Source organism: Tateyamaria omphalii, assembly GCF_019802125.1.
GTDB classification, from domain to species: domain Bacteria; phylum Pseudomonadota; class Alphaproteobacteria; order Rhodobacterales; family Rhodobacteraceae; genus Tateyamaria; species Tateyamaria omphalii_B.
The window spans coordinates 1-18,275 of record NZ_JAHVHT010000009.1; the positions used below are offsets into that span (position 1 = coordinate 1).

An 18,275-nucleotide genomic window follows, 5' to 3' on the forward strand; every position below is an offset into this window, starting at 1 on the left:
CCGCTATGACGATCCGGCCCCGATCAGTTCGGTCATCCGCAAGACCTATATTCCCGGTCTCGACCTGATCCCGGGCAACCTGGAACTGATGGAGTTTGAACATGACACCCCCCGCGCGCTTGCGACAGGGGCGGCTGGCTTGTTCTTTTTCCGCGTGAAACAGGCTCTAACACAGGTCGAAAGCGACTATGACGTCGTGGTGATCGACTGCCCGCCGCAGCTTGGCTTTCTCACAATGTCTGCATTGTCGGCGGCCACCGGTGTGCTGGTCACGATCCACCCCGAAATGCTCGACGTGATGTCGATGTCGCAATTCCTGCGCATGACGGCCGATCTGATGGATGTCATCGCGGAAAGCGGCGCCGACATGAAGCATGATTGGATGCGCTACCTGCTCACCCGCTACGAACCGGCGGATGCCCCACAAAACCGTGTCGTGGCCTTCCTGCGCACCATGTATGGCGATCACGTGCTGAACGCGCCCATGCTCAAGTCCACCGCGATCTCGGACGCGGGCCTGACCAAACAAACGCTCTACGAGGTGGAACGCTCCGCGTTCACCCGCTCCACCTATGACCGCGCGATGGAAAGCCTGAACGCGGTCAACGACGAAATATCGGCTCTAATACAGGCAACTTGGGGGCGGACATGAGCGACAGCCGCAAGAAACGTCTGTCGATGCTGGACAGCCTGGCCGCGGCGCAGGCCCCTGCCCCGTCCAGCTCGATGATGACCACCAACCGCGCCCTGCGGTCCGCGCGCGATGCGGTCGATGCCCATCACGTCTGGGATCTTGATCCCTGGGCCATCGACGATCTGCGTCCCGAGGACCGGATGGAAGCGGGCGACATTCACGACCTGCGCGGCGCGATCGAGGCGAACGGCCAGACCGTGCCGATCCTCGTGCGCCGCAACCCCGAAGATGCCGACCGCTACCTGCTGGTCTATGGCCGGCGACGGCTCGAGGCGATCCGCCAGTCCGACAAGGTCGACAAGGTGCGCGCGCTCGTTGCGACGCTCGACGATGACGCCGCCGTCCGGGCGCAAATCTCGGAAAACATGGCGCGGCGCGACCTGACCTTCATCGAAAAGGCGCTGTTTGCGCGGTCGTTGGTCGATGGCGGCTTTGGCACCCAGGCCCAGGTGGCCGAGGTGCTGACCGTGACGAAATCGGCCATCTCCATGGCCCTCGCGGTCGTCGATGTCGTCAGCGTCGATCTGGCGCGCGCCATTGGCCCTGCCCCCGGTGTGGGCCGTCCGCGCTGGGACACGCTGGCACGGGCCATCGAAACCACGGGCACCGATGTCAGCCACCTGATCCCCATCGCGCAGGACACGCATGAAAAGGCCGAACTGGACGCGGTCACAGACCCGATGGCACCCTTGCCCCAGGATCCTTCCATTACCGCCTTTGAGGCGGTTTTGGCTCATTTAGAGACGAAAAAGCCCGTCGAATCCAAGCCCAAGACCCGCACAGCAGGCAAAAGCCGGTCCGTGCATTCCGGGGAGCGGCGCATCGGCACCGTACGGCGCATGTCACAGGGCGTGCGGCTGGATGTGGACGCAGGCAATTTCGCGGACTGGCTCGAGCGCAATGCCGATGCCGTCCTCAAAGACCTTCACACGCGCTGGCAAACGCGCGGCGAAGACTAGGCAAGAGCAGTAACCAAAGGAGGCACGCACCAGAAAAGGCAAAAGAAAAAGGTCCCGCAAAGCGTTGGCGCCCCACGAGACCCTTGTGTTTAGCAGCTTCAAGGTACGATTTCGCGCCCTCTCCCGCAAGTCCCAAGTGATTCGTGGACTGGATTTTTTGTGCCTGCGTGAATGAAATTCATGACCTATGTACCCATCACACCGTTCCGCGGGACGGTGACCGAAGTTCTGTTGGCCAACGAACACCTGGCTCGAACGACTGAAACCAGACCGCACGCCGACAAGTGGGATGTGCTGCGCGAGTTGGGTGTGGCAGGCCCCGAACTGGGGGTCTCGGACCGCCAACTCACCGTGCTCCAGGCCCTGCTCAGCTTCCACCCCGAGACCGAACTGGGCGGAGACGGCGATGCACCGGTTGTCTTCCCCTCCAACGCATCGATTTGCGAGAGGCTGAACGGCATGGCCTGCTCGACCATGCGTCGGCATCTTGCCGGGCTGGTAAAGGCCGGCCTGATCATTCGCCGCGACAGCCCAAACGGCAAACGCTACACCAACAGATCAGGCCACGCTTTCGGCTTCGACCTCTCCCCCCTCGCCCTGCGATTTCCCGAAATTTGCGCAATGGCCGAGGCTATCCGTGCTGAACGTGACCGCCTGAAGCGCCTGCGGCAAACCGTAAGTCTCATGCGCCGCGATCTGGCCTCCCTGGCCATCTATGGTGCTGAAACGCGACCGGAGCTGAGTGTGTGGGACGCCTTTTCCGATCTCGCCATCCTCACAGCCCGGGACCTGCGTCGCCGACTTACCGAAGAGGATATGAACCGTCTCGGAAAACGTTTGGAAGAGGCGTTGGATAAAGCCCGTGATCTGCTGGAACCAAACAATCTGATCACCACAGATGCCGAAAATGAGCACCACAATCATACATCAAATACAAAAGTAACTGGTTTTGAACCAAGCCATGGAGCAACGCGCAAAGAAGCCAAAAACGACGAAGATGGGAAGTCTATACACAGAACGAGTCACGACAATGAGCCCGCCATACCGTTGGGCTTGATCCTCTCGATATGCGCTGAGATTCAGATCTACACCGAGGCGCCGATCAGACACTGGCACGATCTGGTGCGAGCGGCGGACATGGTCCGACCGATGATGGGCATTCAGTCATCGGTCTGGTTGGAAGCAGTCGATACGATGGGTCCGGAACAGGCGGCGGTGACTGTTGCTGCAATGTTGGAACGGTTTGACCAGATCAAGTCCCCGGGCGGGTATCTGAGGCATCTTGCGCGACGGGCTGGCGAGGGCAAATTCTCTTGTGCGCCGATGGTTATGGCATTGATGCGGAAGGATGCGGCGTGAGGGTTCACAGTTGTGAACTTTCTACCGTGCGGTCTGTTTACCAGAAGTTCACAGCTGTGAACTTTGCGCACCAAGAGCAGGGCAGGGGAGCCGTGTCGGTCACTCATCGTGAGGTATTGAACTGGAAATGCACGATCCGAATAATCTTTACTTCTTTTATCGGGAAAGCTAACACAAGTGCCGATTGCGCGCCCCACCCCCTGACTTGGCAGGCCCCGCGCTGCCAACGACACATCAGGTGGGGATACCATGCAGAAATGTATTCTGGGGGGCGTGGCCATGCTGGCCGCGGGTGCAACGACGGTGCAGGCACAGGACGATCCAGTGGAGTTGCCACCTCTGATCCTTGGCACAGCGCTGAGAGACGATCGAAACATCCGGGACATTCCTGTCGCCGCATCGGTTGCAGAAGGCGGGGAGTTGCAACAGCGGCAAGCCGACACGGTCGAAGAACTGATCGGGGATGTTCCAGGCGTGTCGATTGAGGGTGGGCCGCGCGGCGTGGCACAGGAAATCAATATCCGCGGCTTTCAGGACGAACAGGTCGTGCTGCGGTTTGATCGGGGGCGATTGAACTTCAACAGAGCGCATAGCGGGCGTTTCTTCTTTGATCCCGACATCGTCGAGCGGGTCGAGGTTGTGAGGGGCGGGGGGTCGACCCTGTTCGGATCGGGCGCAATCGGTGGTGTCGTCGCAGTTGAAACCAAGGATGTTGAAGACCTGCTTTTGCCCGGACAGACCACCGGCGCGCGGGTACGTCTGGGCTATTCCGACAATGGCGAAATCTGGAGCCCGTCCACAACGATTTATGGGGATTACGGCAACTTTGATGCGCTCGCCTTTTTCGGAGGGCGTGAGTTTGGCGCATCGCTTCAGGACGGCAATGGCGACAATATCCTGCGGTCCGAGGTGGACACGCTGAATGGCCTGCTGAAGCTGGGGTTTGAGCCGACCGAGGACCAGCGGTTCGAGTTGAACCTGTCCTATTACGAGGATGACGGGCTGGTGCCGCCCAATGCCAATACCACGGCTGACCTGAACCCTGTGACCGGCAACGATTCCGAACGGTCGGCTGAGATTTTCACGTACCGCCTGTCATGGGACTGGAACCCGGAAGGATCGGATCTGGTGGACCTGTCGGTCCTGTTCTACGGCAACACGCTGGAAATTCAGGATGATCGGATCCGGGATGGCCGTGCGGATTTCACGGAATACGACACGTTTGGTCTGGAGGTTACGAACCGGTCCAAATTCGATGTCGGGGTGCCGGTCGAGCTGGTTTACGGGATTGAGGCATACCGGGATGAACAGGCGGGCACTCGCAGCGGTGCACCGCGCGTGCAGTTTCCTGATGCCGAGGCCACGACGGTGGGTGTCTTTGCCGAGGCGACATTCGGTATCACGGATCGGTTGGACCTGATCGCGGGCGTCCGGTTCGATCAATACGACCGCGATGTCGACGATCCTACATTGGCAGATGCCGACGACGATTTCTTTTCCCCGCGGATCGGGTTCAGCTTCCGGCCCAACGAGAATTGGCAGATCTTTGGCAATGTGGCGCGGGCCTATCGTGCGCCGACGCTGACCGAGCTGTATAACGATGGGGTACATTTTTCTTATGGCGAGGATCGCGGGATCGAGTTCACGAACAATTTCGTGCCGACGCCAGACCTGGAGCCGGAAGAGTCCACACAGGTGGAGCTTGGGGCGCGCTTTGAGCGTGCCAACATGTTTCGGCCTGGTGACAGCCTGCGCTTTTCGGCGAATGCATACTATGCGGATGTGAAGAACTTTATTGATTCAGTTGTAACAGAACCTGATTTCATAGGCGCTGTAACACCGCCGTTTTCCACAATTGCGGGCACTTCCTTTCAGCGCAACATTGATGCCGAGCTGTACGGGTTCGAGGCGGAACTCGACTATGACGCAGGTTGGTGGTTTGGCGGGCTGGCCCTGACCTTGCCCGAGGGCGAGGCAAAGAATGGCGAGCAGTTGGGGTCGATCCCGCAGCCGCGCCTGACCGCCACATTGGGCTATCGACCGACGTCCGAGTGGACTGTGGGCGCGCGTGCGACCTTTGCCGGGGATCAGAACGATTTTCCAGAGACCGGGCGGGCAGGGGAGGCGTACACCGTTGTCGATCTGTTCGGATCCTGGGCACCGGAGCAGGGTCTGTTTGAAAACGCCGTGTTCCGCGCGGGCATCGACAACGTGTTCGACGAGCAATACGTCATCTATCCCAACGAGTTGCCGCAGGCTGGCCGGTCGATCAAGCTTTCGGCGTCGTTCCAGTTCTGACTGGCGGGGCGGATCCTGTATAAGGATATGATTTTATTAAGAAAAGACGTCCGGCGCGTGTGATCCGCCGGACGTCATTCATTTTTCTGCGGATCGGTGTCCTGTTGCGGGCTCCATGGGGTGATCCCGAGCCGGAGGGAGGCCCGCCCGACCATGTGCGCGCCGATGGGCGCTGTCAGCAGCAGGAAGAACACCACCAGCACGCAGCGCAGGACAATGGCCGGGTCCGCGAAGTGGAGGGCGGCGCCCGCCATGATGAGCCCGGAGCCCAGCGTGCCGACCTTGGTTGCGGCGTGCATCCGCGTGAACACGTCCGGCAGGCGCAGGACGCCGATGCCTGCGACCACCGTCATGGCGGCGCCGAGGAAGACAAGGACTGCGGCGGCGAGGTCGATCATGTGTTTTCCTCTTCTTCCTGTGCCTTGCGCCGGCCGACGGCCCGTTCGGCAAAGCGCGCAAGTGCCACCGTCGCAAGGAAGCCCACGAGTGCCAGAACGAGCGCCACATCGAGAAAGGCGGCGTCTTGGGAGCGGATCGCGGCGAGGCCGCAAAACGCAACGATGGAGACTGTCATCTGGTCCAGTGCAACCACCCGGTCGGGCAGGGTGGGCCCGATGGCGAGCCGGATGAGCGCGAGCCCCACGCCGATGAAGACGAGCGCGAAGCCGAGCGTAAGAACGGTGTCCATGAGTGTCATTCCCGGTCCTCCACAGCGTCGATCACCCAGCGTTCCATCCCTTGTTTGAGCGAGCGGCACACCGCTTCGGGGTCGTCGGCAAACATGATGTGCAGCTTGAGCGTCTTGCGGTCCTCGCTCACGTCGATGGAGAGTGTGCCGGGGGTGAGTGAGATGAGATTTGTCACCAGCAGGATGCCGGCATCCGTTTTCACGTCGAGCGGCATGTCGACTATCGCGGGGTTGGAGCGGTGTTTGGGCGTGAAGATGTCCCACAGCACTTCGATGCTGGAGACGATCAGTTCATAGTTGAACATGACCAGCAGCCGGATCCAGTACCAGACCCGCTTGAAGTAGGTGGATTTCACGCCCGCCAGCGGCTGGATCAACATCAGTACGAAGTAGCCTACCGCCAGTCCGGACAGCACCGACAGCCAGGTGAACGTATTGAACAGGATCATCCACGCCACGGCGAAGAAGATGTTGGCGACCAGTGTGTTCATGCCTTACCCCCGAGTACCGTTGTGATATAGGCCGTCGGGTCCAGAAGTTGCGCGGCGGCGTCCTTGGCAAAGGTCACGAAGGGGTCGGGCGAGAAGCCGATGACGAGCGTCATGGCTGCCAAACCTGCGATGGGGATCAGGAGGTGGCGGCGGGCCTGTGGTGTGAGCTGGCTGAGCGCGGGGTCGGCGCCTTCGGGGTGGGGTTTCCAGAATGCTTCGGCCCAGATTTTCGTCATCGAGAAGATGGTGAGCAGGCCCACGAGCAGCGCGACGGCGGCGATGATCCAGCCTTGGTCTTCGATGGCGGCGGCGACCAGCACGTATTTGGCCCAGAAGCCCGAGAGCGGCGGGAAGCCGGCCAGAGAGAAGGCGGGGATGAAGAAGAGGATCGCCAGCAGGGGGGCGGATTTGTAGAGGCCGCCGATGCGGTCGAGGTTGGTGGAGCCTGCGGTGCGTTCGGCCACGCCCGCGATGAGGAAGAGGTTCGCTTTTACGACGATGTGGTGGACGAGGTAGAAGACGGCGCCCGCCACGGCGAGGGGCGTCAGCAGGGCGAGGCCCATGATCATGTAGCCGATCTGGCTGACGATGTGGAAGGACAGGATCTTGCGCATGTCGTTCTGTGCAGCGGCCCCCAGAACCCCTGTCACCATTGTCAGGCCCGCCACCCAGAGCAGGATCTGGTGGGTGAAGGCAACGTCGCCATCGAATACCAGCGTGAACATGCGGATGAGGGCGTAGACGCCAACCTTGGTCAGCAGTCCCGCGAAGACGGCGGAGACCGAGAAGGCGGGCGTGTGGTAGGCGGCGGGGAGCCAGAAGAAGAGGGGGAAGACCGCCGCTTTGACCCCGAAGGCGACCATGAACATCATCGCCACCACGGTCACGAGGCCCTGATTTTCGACCGTGTCCAATGTGCGGGCGATGTCGGCCATGTTGAGCGTGCCGGTCATGCCGTAGAGCAGGCCAATGCCCGACAGGAACAGGATGGTCGAGATCAGGTTGAGCGTGACGTATTTGATGCCGCCGTCGATCTGGTCCTTGTTCCCGCCAAGGATCAGCAGGCCGAAGGACGAGATCAGCATGACCTCGAACCAGACATAGAGGTTGAAGAGGTCACCGGTCAGGAAGGCGCCCACGACGCCGCCGATCAGGATGTTGAAGAGCGCGTGGTAGCCGAGCCGTTCCTTGCGTGCGTCGATGTCTGTCAGGGCATAGACCGACACTGCGAGCGCCGTGATTGCGGTGATCACGACCATGACTGCCGACAGGTAGTCGGCGACCAGCGTGATGCCGAATGGGGCCGACCAGCCGCCCATCTGTGCAGCGATAACGCCCTGATCCAGCACGCGCACCATCAAGAGGATGGAGGCGGCAAGCAGCACGGCGTTGCCTGCGACGCTGAACCAGCGCCCGGCGGCGCCGTAGCGGGCAAGGAAGGCCAGTACCGCCGTCAGGAAAGGCAGTACGAGGGGTGTGGCAAGGGTCCAGGTCATGTCGTGTCTTCTGTGCGCGGCTCAGCGATCCGCATGTCGTCCGAGTAAAGTGTGCCCAGTGTCGTGTAGGCGCGGAACATCAGTACGAGGGCAAAGGCGAAGAGGCCGAAGCCGATCACGATGGCGGTGAGTACAAGCGCTTGGGGCAGGGCGTTGGCCACGTCGCCCACGGGGCCGTCGGCACCTTCGGGGATGAGGGGAGGTGCCCCGGCGGTAAGGCGCCCTGACACGAAGATAATCAGGTTCGCCGCGTTCGAGATCAGCACCAGCCCGAAGATGAAGCGCAGCACGTTGCGCGCGAGCATCAAATAGACCGAGGTCGCGACCAGCACGCCGATGGTTATGGCAAGGAGGGCTTCCATTCAGATCTCCTCTTCCATGGCGAAGACGATGGAGAGGATGGAGCCGAAGACCACCAGGTAGACCCCGATGTCGAAGAACAGGACTGTCGAGATGGGGATCCCCTTGGAGTCTGCCGTTTCGTTGATGAAGAGCCATTGGCCCGTAAAGAGCGCATCCCCGAAAAATGCTGCGAAGATGCCCGCCAGCAGTGCGATGCCAAGGCCTGCCATTGCGATGTTCTGAGGCATGACCTTGAGCGCATTGCGAGCGTCCGCGGTGCCGCAGGCGAGGGCGAAGAGCACAAAGCCCGTAGAGCCGATGAGGCCGCCGATAAAGCCGCCTCCGGGCTCGTTATGGCCGCGGATCAGCATGTAGAGCGAGAACAGCACGAGAAGTCCGCACAGGTACTGGGTGCCCACGCGCAGGATGATCGAGTTCATGGGTCTTTCCTTGGGTGTGTGGTGCGCAGGAGCGCGTAGGCCGAGAGGGCGGCGATGACGACCACGGCGATCTCGCCAAAGGTGTCGAGCGCGCGGAAGTCCACGAGGATGACGTTGACGATGTTGCGGCCGAAGGCTTCGGGCCAGCTTGTGACCTCGAAATACTCGGTCAGGCGCAGGTCGAGCGGGGTTTCAAGTACCGCCAGGAGCACAAGGGTGACCGAGAGGCCGATGGCCCCGGCGAGGATCGCGTCAAGCGGGCGGTGGTCGCGTCCGTTTTCGTCCAGCACGGGCAGGCGCAGTAGGGCGACGGCCACCAGCACCACCACGAGTGTTTCGACGAGAAGCTGGGTGATGGCGACATCGGGCGCGCTGAACACGATGAAGATCATGGCGACGCCGATGCCGACCACCCCGAGCGCGGCCATGGCCGCGATGCGGGAGCTTGTCAGGGCCGTGAGTATTGCCCCTGCGCTGATCAGAACGACGAGGGCGATGTTCTGGAAGGTGACGTCCGACAGGTCGGGCAGGGTGGGCATGGCTTGTCGCGCGATCATCGTGCCGCCGATGGCGACCAGCACCGTGGCGAAGGTCGCAAAGATGTAGCGCCGCAGGATTCCGGGCTGGATGATGCGCGTTTGCCATGCGGCGAACCGCTTGAGCCCCAGGAGGAATTTGTCCCAGCCTTTGTCGAATTGCGGGGATGCATCGACCAGCCGCCCAAGCGCGGGGCGCAGGCGTTTGTGTGCGAGGTAAAGCGTGATGCCAAGGGCGACCGTGGCGATCGACATGATCAGGGGCATGTTCACGCCCGCCCAGAGCTTCAGTTCCTTGGAGTCCTCAATCGAGCCGAGCAGGGATTTCACTGTCGGGTCGACCAGAGAGGTTTGCAGGAGGTCGGGGTAGACGCCGAAGAGAGCGCCGAGGATGGCGAGGATCACGGGGCCCGCCAGCATGGTCCACGGCGCTTCATGCGGTTTGCGGGGGAGCGCAATGCCGGTGCGTTGCCAGAAGGGGCGCAAGGCAACGATGCCTGCGATTGCGAACATGAGCGCGTTGGCCAGGAGCAGGGCGGCGGCGAAGAGGAATGGTTCGGATCCGATGGCGAGGATGCCCGCGTATTTCAGTTCCTTGCCGATGAAGCCGAGGAAGGGCGGGAAGCCGGCCATCGAGAGCGCGGCCAGTCCTGCGGCGAAGGCCGTGACCGGCATGACGCGCCCGAGCCCGCCCAGCACGTCCGCCTCCCGCGTGCCGGTGGAGTGGTCGATGCAGCCTACCACGAGGAACAGGGACGCCTTATAGAGCGAGTGGACCACGAGGAAGGTGGCGAACGCCGTCATGGCGTAGCCTGACGTCTGCCCGAGGAACAGCGTCAACGTGCCGAGCGCCATCAGTGTGGTGTAAGCCAGCGCTTGTTTCAGGTCCGTCTGCCGCAGGGCGAGGATGCTGGCGAAGACCGCCGTGAAGGCCCCTGCAATGGTGAGCGTCCAGAACCAGACATCGGTGCCCGCCATGCCCGGGTGCATCCGCGCCATCAGGTACACCCCCGCCTTGACCATCGTGGCCGAGTGCAGGAAGGCCGAGACCGGTGTGGGGGCTGCCATGGCGTTGGGTAGCCAGAAGTGGAACGGGAACTGCGCCGATTTGGTGAATGTACCCGCCAGGATCAGGATGAGGATCGGCAGGTACATCTCGTGCGCCTTGAGCGCGTCGGCTTGTGCGAGGATTTCCGACAGCTCGAAGCTGCCCATGGAGAAGCCCAGCAGGATGAAACCCGCGAGCAGCGCCAGCGCGCCTGCGCCGGTGACAAACAGCGCCTGAAGGGCGGAACGCCGCCCCTTGGCCGTGTCGTGGCCGAAGCCGATCAGCAGGTAGGAGGTGATTGTCGTCAGCTCCCAGAAGACGAACAGCCCGATGAGGTTATCGGCCAGCACCAGTCCCAGCATCGCCAGCATGAAGCTGGTCAGAAACAGGGCGAAGCGGGCGAATTGCGGGTGCCCGGCGAGGTAGGTGTTGGAATAGAGCAGCACCAGCGCCCCGATGCCCGAGATCAGCAGCGCGAAGGTCAGGCTGAGCCCGTCCAAGAGGAATGACATCGCAATGCCGAGCGACGGCACCCAGTCCCAGACGAGGCGCAGGCTCTGCCCTTCGGCAACTGCCGGGGCGAGGCTGAGGAACCAGCCAAAGAGGAGTAGGGCGATCCCGACGGGGATGAGGCCGACAAGGCCGTTTCCCTTGGGCTGTGTCGCGGTGGCGGTGTCGTTCAATGCGTTTCCAGTTCTTCAATCGTAACGGGTGAAACAAAGCCTTCGGGTTTGACGGCAAGGACGGAGCACGTGACCCGGCTGAGGATGGTCTCGGCCGTGTTGCCGATGAACATGCCCGACAGGCCGGTCCGCCCGAGCGTGCCCATCACCAGCGTGTCGATATGCTGTTCATGGGCGTGCTGGGCGATGACGTCGGCGGCGATCCCCTTGACGTGCATGATCTGCATGCGGTCGGAAAACGCGGTGTACTGGTCCGTCAGCGCCGTCAGGCGGGCGTGGCTGTCCTGTTTGGTGGTGAGCAGGAGCGCCTCGATTTCTTCCGGCGGCGTGTGGACCCGGCTGGAGCGCAGGAGGTGCTCTTCGTGGAGATACCAGGCGTTCAGCACGTCGAGCTTGGCGTCGTCCTGCACGGAGAGGGAGGTTGCGAGTTGCATGATGTTGTTGTTGAGCGCGTCGCGGGTGGTGTCGCTCGGATCAGGGTCCACCGCTGCAACGATGTGCTTGGCCTTGGGCTCGGCCTTGCTGTTGAGGATCCAGACGGGGCAGGGGCATTTGCGCAGAAGGTGCAGGTCGGGCCCGCCCAGCACGTTCCATGTCGGGGTCTGGTCGGCGGCCTTGAGCACGAGATCGTTGCCTTGGGTCAGGACGTGGCGGATGACCTCGATGAACCCGACCCCCTGTGCCAGCACGGTGGAGACCTGTGCCCCGTCGTTGCGCAAGCCGTTTGCCACCTGTTCCAGTTGTTCCTTGCGCGCCGCGAGCAGATCGGCTCCCACTTGCCATCCACGCTGACCCGACAGGGTCGACAGCATCCGGGCCAGATCGGATTGATCCGTTTCCGACACATCCAGCAACGTCAGACGGGCGCCGTTGGCCTTCGCCAGCCAGAGGGCGCGGGCCACGAGCGCGTCTGAGACGCCTTCGGGGTTCGAGACGACAAGGATGTTCTTAAAATGCTTCATGCAGCGGTCTCTTGGGGCAACAGAGGCTGAGATGGGCCTGAATTTCGATTGATCAAATTGAAAAATGAGAAAGAATTGATAGATATGATCTATCATCTTGACAGGAGGGCGCTGTGCCGACGCTTCAGCAATTGCGTTATCTGGTCGCCGTGGCTGATACCGGGCATTTCCGGCGCGCGGCGGAGGCGTGCCATGTCACTCAACCGACTTTGAGCGCGCAGCTCAAGGAGTTGGAAAACAAGTTGGGGGCGGTTCTGATTGAACGCAGCCGCGGTGCTGTTGTTGCCACCCCGCTGGGCGAGCAGATCATCCAGCACGCCCGGACCGCGCTGCGCGAGGTCGAGGAAATCCGCACCTTGGCGACGCTGCAGAGCGGGAGTTTGAACAGTACGATCAAGGTGGGCGTCGTACAGTCGCTGGGCTCATATCTTTTGCCCATTCTGGTGCCCGACCTGCACAAGAGCCATCCGCAGCTGAAGCTGTATGTGCGTGAAGGTCTACCCAAGCATTTGCTGGAGGCATTGGGGGCTGGATCGCTTGACCTGTTGCTGTTTCCCTTGCCGACGCGCGAGGCAGAATTTGAAACCCGGTCCCTGTTTCGTGAACCCCTGTCGGTCGTGATGCCCTTCGACCATCCATTTGCCGGTGAAGAGACGATTGCCCCCAGTATGCTCAAGGGCGAGACGATCATGGCGCTGGAGCGGGGCCATCGGCTTTATGACAAGGTGGAGCGTATCTGCGAGCAGCATGGGGCGATCCTGTCGAGCGAGTACGAGGGCACGTCGCTGGACACGCTGCGCCAGATGGTTGCGATGGGCATGGGGCTTTCGCTGTTGCCTGCCCTTTATGTCCGGTCCGAGGTCACGAGCCAGGAATTGGTGCTGGCCCGCCCGTTTCGTGGCACGCCGCCGTCACGGACCATCGGCATGGTTTGGCGTCGCAGCACCGCGCGCGAGGCCGAATATCAAGACCTGGGCGATGAGATTGGCGAAATCCTCGCCCGCCGCGCGCGAGAGGTGATCGTTCTGGGTTAGGCGGGGCTTGGCCGTGCCCGCATCCCGCGGAGTGTGAGGAGCCCTGCAATGGCGATGCCCAACAGGTCGGTGCGCCAGTCGCCCGAGATCATGCAGATGGCCCCCAGCAGCAGGATGACCCGGATCACTGGTCCCGCGGCGCCCATGAACCAGCCCTGCACCGCGCCTGCCAGCATGTAGACCCCGATGAGTGCTGTGAGCAGGTTGCGCAGGCTGATATACCACGGTGCCTCCATCAACAGGCCGGGGCTGTAGAAGAACATGAACGGCACGATGAATGCGGCGAGGCCGACCTTGAAACTGGTGACGGAGGTGCGCATCGGCTCGGACCCGGCGATGGCTGCGCCTGCATAGGCGGCAAGGGCCACCGGGGGTGTGATGGCCGAAACGACGGCGAAGTAGAAGACGAAGAAATGGGAGATGAGCGGGGTGATCCCGATCTCGATCAGGCCGGGTGCCACGACGGACGCGGCCACGGCATAGGCGGCTGTCGTGGGCATTCCCATTCCGAGGATGACCGAGATCATCATGGCGAACACGAGGGCGAGAAGCGTGCTTTGCTGGGCGAGATCGAAGAGCAGGCTGGAGAAGCGCGCGCCGACGCCGGTGAGCGAGATGACCCCGACGATCAGGCCCGCGCAGGCGCAGACGATGATGATCTGCAGCGACATGCGCCCGCCGTTGCCGAGTGCTTCGTAGACCTGTTTTGGCCCCATGCGGTAGGGCGTGAGCCAGCTGACCACTGCCGCCGAGGCGATGGCGAGCGTGCCCGCGCGGATCACCGAATAGCCGCTGAAAAGTGCGCCGATCAGGATGACGATGGGCAGGAAGAGGTAGGCTTGTTTGGCCAGATCACCGAGTTTCGGCAGTTCGTCCGCGCGCATCCCGCGCATGCCGGTGCGGCTCGCCTCGAAATCGACCATGAAGTAGATGGAGGCGAAGTAGAGGATCGCCGGGATCAGCGCCGCCACCACCAGTTCGGTGTAGGGGATGCCCGTGATTTCCGCCATGATGAAGGCGCCCGCGCCCATGATCGGCGGCATGATTTGCCCGCCGGTCGACGCTGCCGCCTCGATCGCGGCGGCGGATTGGGGGCGGTAGCCGACCTTTTTCATCAGTGGGATCGTGAGAGACCCGGTGGAGACCACGTTGCCCGCCGAGGTGCCGTTGATCATGCCCATGAGACCGGAGGCCAGCACCGACACCTTGGCCGGGCCGCCCTTGGCCCGTCCGGCGGCGGCGAATGAGAAGTTGACGAAATAGTCCCCGACCTTGGAGCTTTGTAGGAAGGCGGCAAAAATGATGAACAGGATGATGTAGGTGGAGGACACGGCGGTGGTTGGGCCCAGCACGCCGTTGTCGGTGAAGACGTAGGTGAAGAAGCGTTTGGCGTCGTAGCCGCGGTGTTCGAGGAAGCCCGGCATCCAGGGGCCCGCAAAGGCGTAAGCGATGAAGATCAGGGCGATGATCACCAGTGCCAGCCCTGCGAGGCGGCGGGTGAGTTCAGCAATCATGATGATGATGACGAAAGCCGCCCAGCCGTTGTTCGGGTCGGCAAATGGGGTGCCTGCGCGCAGGCGCAGCGACAGGGTGTCGAGGCTGAACAGGATGAAACCGCAGGCAGCGAGTGTGGCCACGATCAGGGCGATGTCGGCGAGCGGGAGTTGTCCCTTGCGTGCGGGGTAGAGCCAGCCGGTGAGGATGGCGAGCAAGGTGCCGCCCGCGAGTGCGGGGCCGAAGGCTGCGAGTGTCCAGGGCGGTGGGGCAGGGGTGCCGGGTTCGAGGAATGCAATCGCGGCGACGAGGGAGCCGAGGCTGATGGTGGTCGCGAGAAGGGCGATGGCGCCCATGAGGTGGGACAATGGCCCGTTTGAGCCTTCGGTTGCGGGGCGGAGGGACATGGCCGCACTCGTGCCGAAGCCCAGGATCAGCGCGCCCGCGATGTGCATGATGCGGAAGGTCCAAGTCTCGAGCGGTGCGATGTTGAGCACGTAGAGGTGCCAGCCCGCGTAGATGGCGCAGAGCAGGAAGCCGATGCGCGTGAGCAGATCGGTGTCTGCCGCGCCCGGTTGTTCAACTGGTGTTGTTTGCGTCACCGTGTCCGTCATGCGTTCCATCCCCCGACTGCATGAAAACGGCACCCCGCCCGAAATGGGGCAGGGTGCCGGAGTAGCTTAGACGATGGGCAAGCGCCTAGTCAGCAAGTTCGGCCGGGATGTCGAACCCGTTGTCGCGGAACCACTGTGCCGCGCCCGGGTGCCAGGGCAGGAAGGTGTTCTTGTCGAAGTTCTCGGGCAGGGTTTCGACCGCGGCCTTGTGGATCTCGAGCATTTTGGGGTTGTTGCCCATCACGGTGTCGACGACGGCATAGACGAAGCTGTCGGGCAGATCCGCGTGCGCGATGGCGAAGTTCCACATGGACACCGAAAGCTGGTCTTCCTCAAGCGAGGGGTAGGTGCCTGCGGGGATCGTGAACTCGGCCACGGGTTGCGAGCCGATCACGGCCGCCTGTTCCTCGGGCGTGAAGCCGAAATAGGTGACGTCGGTTTGCGCGTCGAGCTGGCTGAAGGCGGGGTAGGGCAGGCCGCCCGCCCATGTGTAGACGTCGATCAGGCCGTCCTGGAGCTGTCCCGCCAAGTCCGCAGCGCCGCCGTTGCGAAACTCGACATTCTTGCCCATGTCTTCGAGGATGCGCGGCCAGTAGGTGCCGGGTGTGCCTCCGGCCGGCCCCACGCCCACGACGGCACCGTCGGGGATGTCGGCAAAGCTGGTGATGCCGGAGCTGGTGAGCGTGACGGCGTGGAAGCCGGTCTTGTACATCGGGAAGATCGCGCGGATCTGGTCATGTTGCAGACCGGGCGCCAGTGCGCTGTTGCCGTTGAGCGCGTCGAAGGCGGGGCCCATCGTGACCATGCCCATATCCAGATCGCCGGTCTGCACGAGCGCTGCATTCTGGACCGGGCCGCCGGTCACTTCGGTGCCGCCGGGGATGCCGAGCGCTTCGGAGACCATGTTGGCCCAACCGGCGCCGTAGACGAAGTATGTGCCGCCCTGGCTGGCGGTGCCGACCGAGAAGCTGTCGGGCCAGTCGCTGCGGTCCTGAGCGTTGGCGACCGTGGCGCCAAGTCCGACCGTGCCCGCCAGTACGGCAATGTGAACGGCCTTGAATGTCCGGGTGATGTTCATGGTGTCCTCCTCCTGTCAGATGACGCGCGCTGTTTGCAGCGGCTTTTGTAGCTGAACGATTTTTACGTAGGGTGACGTATGGTCAGGAGAAGCATGGGCGGCGGCAATCGGCTGATCCCTGCCCAGAGTTGCAATCATCCCAGTGACTTCCCGGCCTACACATTTTCTTGAAGGAGCCGTGTGGGGGATAGATCAGAGTGCAAGCTGCCTCTCGATCCCGATCCGGTCGAGAAAGGTGTCATCGTGGCTGACCACGAGGATTGCGCCGTCATACGCGCGCAGCGCCGCCTCGAGTGTTTCCACGGCCTCGATGTCGAGGTGGTTGCTGGGTTCGTCCAGCAAAAGAAGCTGACGCGGCTGACTGTGTCCAAGAGTGCATGCCAAACCTGCGCGCAAGCGTTGCCCACCGCTGAGCGCGCCAACCTTTTGCAAGGCGTCGTCGCCGCGAAACAGAAAACGCGCAAGCACTGCGCGCCGGTCGTTCTCGCTGGCGTGTGGGTCGAGACGGGCAATGGCGTCGCGCACCGTCTCGTCCGGGTCGAGGAGGCTCATGTCCTGATCCAGAAGGGCGGCGGGTACATGCAGCTGAACGGAGCCGTCGGGTACCGGGAGGTTGCCGTGGATACAGGCCAGCAGCGTGGATTTGCCGGAGCCGTTGGGTCCGGTCACTGCGATGCGCTCTGGTCCGCGGATGGCGAGAGACACGTTGTGCAGGATTGGGGCGTCCGACCCGTAACCGAATGTCAGCCCGTCGATCCGCAATACATCCCGCCCGCTGGCAAGTCCCGACGGTGGAATGTCCATGACCAGCGGCTCAAGAACCTCCACCGCCTCGCGGGCGTTTTCGAGTGCGGACCGGGCATCTTCCATCTGACGATTGCGCAGCCGCGCGGCGGCGCTGGCCGACCCTTCACTGCGTTCTTTCGCGGCATCGAGCAGAAGCTTGGGTTGACTGCCAGAGGCCCGCAGTTGTCTGCCCTGTCGGTCGGTGCGTGCCTTGCGTTCTGAGGCAACGCGGATGCGGGCCTCGGTCTCGGCCACAGTCCGGGTTGCGCGGGCCAGAATATCGTCTGCCCTGGCCAGTTCGGCGGATTTCATGTCGCGGTAGGCGGCGTAGTTTCCGCCATAGGTTCGTGCGCCGAGCGTCGTCAGTTCGACAATGGCGTCCATGTCGCCCAGCAGGGTGCGGTCGTGGCTGGCGATGATCGCGCAACCCGTCCACGCGCGCAGAGCCTCCATCACCTGCGTGCGCCCGTGCGTGTCCAGGTGGTTTGTGGGCTCATCCAGCAGAAGCGCGTCCGGTTCCTTGAACATGAGCGCCGCCAGCCCTGCACGGGTGCGCTGACCGCCCGAGAGTTTGCACAGTGGTGTGTCGATCGGCAGATCGAGGCCGACTGCGGTCAGGGACGTTTGGAGGCGTGTCTCGAGCATCCAGTCGGCATTGGCGAGGTCGTCTGCTGTCGCCTTTCCCCGTTCGGCGCGTGCAAGCAACGCCAGCTCTGCTTGAACCGCGAAAAGGTCGGCCAGCGTGTCGTCGGGCCGTTCTTCGGGGTTCTGGCGCAGAAAGCCGACGGTGTGCGGGCGTGAGATGGTGCCGGCAGCAGGTTCAAGCTCACCCGCGATCAGGCGCAGGAGCGTCGTTTTGCCCGTACCGTTGCGCCCGACAAGCCCGGTGCGGCCCGGTCCAAACGTCAGGTCGAGATTGGTAAAGAGGGGGGTTGCGTCGGGGGTGTTCCAGCAGAGACCGGACAGGATGATGGAGGGCATTGGCAATGCTCACTGCAGTGAAACCGGGAAGGTTGATCAATGTGCGAGTGTGCAATCCACGTGCCTGATCCTGTCTTTGGTACGCAAAACACATAGGTGCCGAGATATGGCGGCACAAGATGTGTGATGTGCGGCGGGACATACGTGGCGTGCGGCCGTTCCGGTCCAAGATCGGTTCATGTTCGGTCGGGGTGAGCGTTTCGGTTGCAGATGGAGGCCATCCCGGGTTTAAATTTCACGCCTGAAAGCCTTTGGCTTGAACCTGTCGCGGAATTGTATACTACAGCATACA

General features: G+C 62.5%; 16 protein-coding genes. 5 read left to right on the forward strand and 11 right to left on the reverse strand.

What is annotated here, in order from left to right; translation table 11 throughout:
- From repA to KUV51_RS21405, 4 genes are all read left to right on the forward strand, one after another.
- A partial coding sequence (repA, locus tag KUV51_RS21390) for a plasmid partitioning protein RepA (RefSeq protein WP_222523498.1) occupies positions 1-652 on the forward strand: 652 nt, incomplete at its 5' end.
- Positions 649-1,653 carry a plasmid partitioning protein RepB gene (gene repB, locus KUV51_RS21395; RefSeq protein ID WP_222523499.1) on the forward strand — a complete coding sequence of 335 codons (1,005 nt, stop codon included), beginning with the start codon at positions 649-651 and terminating at the stop codon, positions 1,651-1,653. The genes repA and repB, both read left to right, overlap by 4 nt.
- A 180-nt stretch (positions 1,654-1,833) precedes the next feature.
- A complete protein-coding gene (repC, locus tag KUV51_RS21400; protein ID WP_222523500.1) occupies positions 1,834-3,012 on the forward strand; it encodes a plasmid replication protein RepC in 1,179 nt (392 codons plus the stop codon).
- 249 nt (positions 3,013-3,261) lie between these two features.
- Complete coding sequence (locus tag KUV51_RS21405; protein ID WP_222523501.1) at positions 3,262-5,310, forward strand: TonB-dependent hemoglobin/transferrin/lactoferrin family receptor; 2,049 nt, start codon at positions 3,262-3,264, stop codon at positions 5,308-5,310.
- Positions 5,311-5,384: 74 nt separating this feature from the next.
- Here the strand turns inward: KUV51_RS21405 and mnhG are convergent, their stop codons facing one another.
- Genes mnhG through KUV51_RS21445 form a run of 8 tightly spaced genes read right to left on the reverse strand, consistent with a single transcriptional unit; the run spans position 5,385 to position 11,996 of the window.
- Positions 5,385-5,708, reverse strand: a complete 324-nt coding sequence (gene mnhG, locus KUV51_RS21410; RefSeq protein WP_222523502.1) for a monovalent cation/H(+) antiporter subunit G — start codon at positions 5,706-5,708, stop codon at positions 5,385-5,387.
- Positions 5,705-6,007: a cation:proton antiporter gene (locus KUV51_RS21415; RefSeq protein WP_261385998.1), complete on the reverse strand. Its 303-nt coding sequence runs from the start codon at positions 6,005-6,007 to the stop codon at positions 5,705-5,707. The genes mnhG and KUV51_RS21415 overlap by 4 nt, the downstream gene beginning before the upstream one ends.
- Entirely contained in the window at positions 6,004-6,489 is a 486-nt protein-coding gene (locus KUV51_RS21420; protein WP_222523503.1) for a Na+/H+ antiporter subunit E, read from the reverse strand. The genes KUV51_RS21415 and KUV51_RS21420 overlap by 4 nt, the downstream gene beginning before the upstream one ends.
- Positions 6,486-7,985 (reverse strand): Na+/H+ antiporter subunit D, encoded by a 1,500-nt coding sequence (locus KUV51_RS21425; protein ID WP_222523504.1) that lies wholly within the window; start codon positions 7,983-7,985, stop codon positions 6,486-6,488. Before KUV51_RS21425 ends, KUV51_RS21420 begins: the two co-directional genes overlap by 4 nt.
- On the reverse strand, positions 7,982-8,347 hold the full coding sequence (locus KUV51_RS21430) for a Na+/H+ antiporter subunit C (RefSeq protein ID WP_222523505.1): 366 nt from the start codon (positions 8,345-8,347) through the stop codon (positions 7,982-7,984). Before KUV51_RS21430 ends, KUV51_RS21425 begins: the two co-directional genes overlap by 4 nt.
- Positions 8,348-8,767 (reverse strand): Na+/H+ antiporter subunit B, encoded by a 420-nt coding sequence (locus KUV51_RS21435; RefSeq protein WP_222523506.1) that lies wholly within the window; start codon positions 8,765-8,767, stop codon positions 8,348-8,350.
- Positions 8,764-11,034: a putative monovalent cation/H+ antiporter subunit A gene (locus tag KUV51_RS21440; RefSeq protein WP_222523507.1), complete on the reverse strand. Its 2,271-nt coding sequence runs from the start codon at positions 11,032-11,034 to the stop codon at positions 8,764-8,766. The genes KUV51_RS21435 and KUV51_RS21440 overlap by 4 nt, the downstream gene beginning before the upstream one ends.
- On the reverse strand, positions 11,031-11,996 hold the full coding sequence (locus KUV51_RS21445) for a universal stress protein (protein ID WP_222523508.1): 966 nt from the start codon (positions 11,994-11,996) through the stop codon (positions 11,031-11,033). The genes KUV51_RS21440 and KUV51_RS21445 overlap by 4 nt, the downstream gene beginning before the upstream one ends.
- A gap of 113 nt (positions 11,997-12,109) precedes the next feature.
- Here KUV51_RS21445 and KUV51_RS21450 point away from each other — a divergent pair, with 113 nt between their 5' ends.
- Positions 12,110-13,030 carry a LysR substrate-binding domain-containing protein gene (locus tag KUV51_RS21450; protein ID WP_222523509.1) on the forward strand — a complete coding sequence of 307 codons (921 nt, stop codon included), beginning with the start codon at positions 12,110-12,112 and terminating at the stop codon, positions 13,028-13,030.
- Here KUV51_RS21450 and KUV51_RS21455 read toward each other — a convergent pair.
- From KUV51_RS21455 to KUV51_RS21465, 3 genes are all read right to left on the reverse strand, one after another.
- On the reverse strand, positions 13,027-15,138 hold the full coding sequence (locus KUV51_RS21455) for a TRAP transporter permease (protein WP_261385999.1): 2,112 nt from the start codon (positions 15,136-15,138) through the stop codon (positions 13,027-13,029). The genes KUV51_RS21450 and KUV51_RS21455 overlap by 4 nt on opposite strands.
- A gap of 85 nt (positions 15,139-15,223) precedes the next feature.
- Complete coding sequence (locus KUV51_RS21460; RefSeq protein WP_222523511.1) at positions 15,224-16,216, reverse strand: TAXI family TRAP transporter solute-binding subunit; 993 nt, start codon at positions 16,214-16,216, stop codon at positions 15,224-15,226.
- Positions 16,217-16,408: 192 nt separating this feature from the next.
- Positions 16,409-17,983 carry an ABC-F family ATP-binding cassette domain-containing protein gene (locus KUV51_RS21465; RefSeq protein ID WP_222523512.1) on the reverse strand — a complete coding sequence of 525 codons (1,575 nt, stop codon included), beginning with the start codon at positions 17,981-17,983 and terminating at the stop codon, positions 16,409-16,411.
- Positions 17,984-18,275: the final 292 nt, after the last annotated feature.

Bases quoted from the DNA above. Each gene is read 5' to 3' on its own strand.
- KUV51_RS21420 (WP_222523503.1), bottom strand. From the start codon at position 6,489: ATGAACACACTGGTCGCCAACATCTTCTTCGCCGTGGCGTGGATGATC.
- KUV51_RS21430 (WP_222523505.1), bottom strand. From the start codon at position 8,347: ATGGAAGCCCTCCTTGCCATAACCATCGGCGTGCTGGTCGCGACCTCG.
- KUV51_RS21405 (WP_222523501.1), top strand. From the start codon at position 3,262: ATGCAGAAATGTATTCTGGGGGGCGTGGCCATGCTGGCCGCGGGTGCA.
- KUV51_RS21455 (WP_261385999.1), bottom strand. From the start codon at position 15,138: ATGACGGACACGGTGACGCAAACAACACCAGTTGAACAACCGGGCGCG.
- mnhG (WP_222523502.1), bottom strand. From the start codon at position 5,708: ATGATCGACCTCGCCGCCGCAGTCCTTGTCTTCCTCGGCGCCGCCATG.
- repB (WP_222523499.1), top strand. From the start codon at position 649: ATGAGCGACAGCCGCAAGAAACGTCTGTCGATGCTGGACAGCCTGGCC.
- KUV51_RS21445 (WP_222523508.1), bottom strand. From the start codon at position 11,996: ATGAAGCATTTTAAGAACATCCTTGTCGTCTCGAACCCCGAAGGCGTC.
- KUV51_RS21425 (WP_222523504.1), bottom strand. From the start codon at position 7,985: ATGACCTGGACCCTTGCCACACCCCTCGTACTGCCTTTCCTGACGGCG.
- KUV51_RS21460 (WP_222523511.1), bottom strand. From the start codon at position 16,216: ATGAACATCACCCGGACATTCAAGGCCGTTCACATTGCCGTACTGGCG.
- KUV51_RS21415 (WP_261385998.1), bottom strand. From the start codon at position 6,007: ATGACACTCATGGACACCGTTCTTACGCTCGGCTTCGCGCTCGTCTTC.
- KUV51_RS21465 (WP_222523512.1), bottom strand. From the start codon at position 17,983: ATGCCCTCCATCATCCTGTCCGGTCTCTGCTGGAACACCCCCGACGCA.
- repC (WP_222523500.1), top strand. From the start codon at position 1,834: ATGACCTATGTACCCATCACACCGTTCCGCGGGACGGTGACCGAAGTT.
- KUV51_RS21435 (WP_222523506.1), bottom strand. From the start codon at position 8,767: ATGAACTCGATCATCCTGCGCGTGGGCACCCAGTACCTGTGCGGACTT.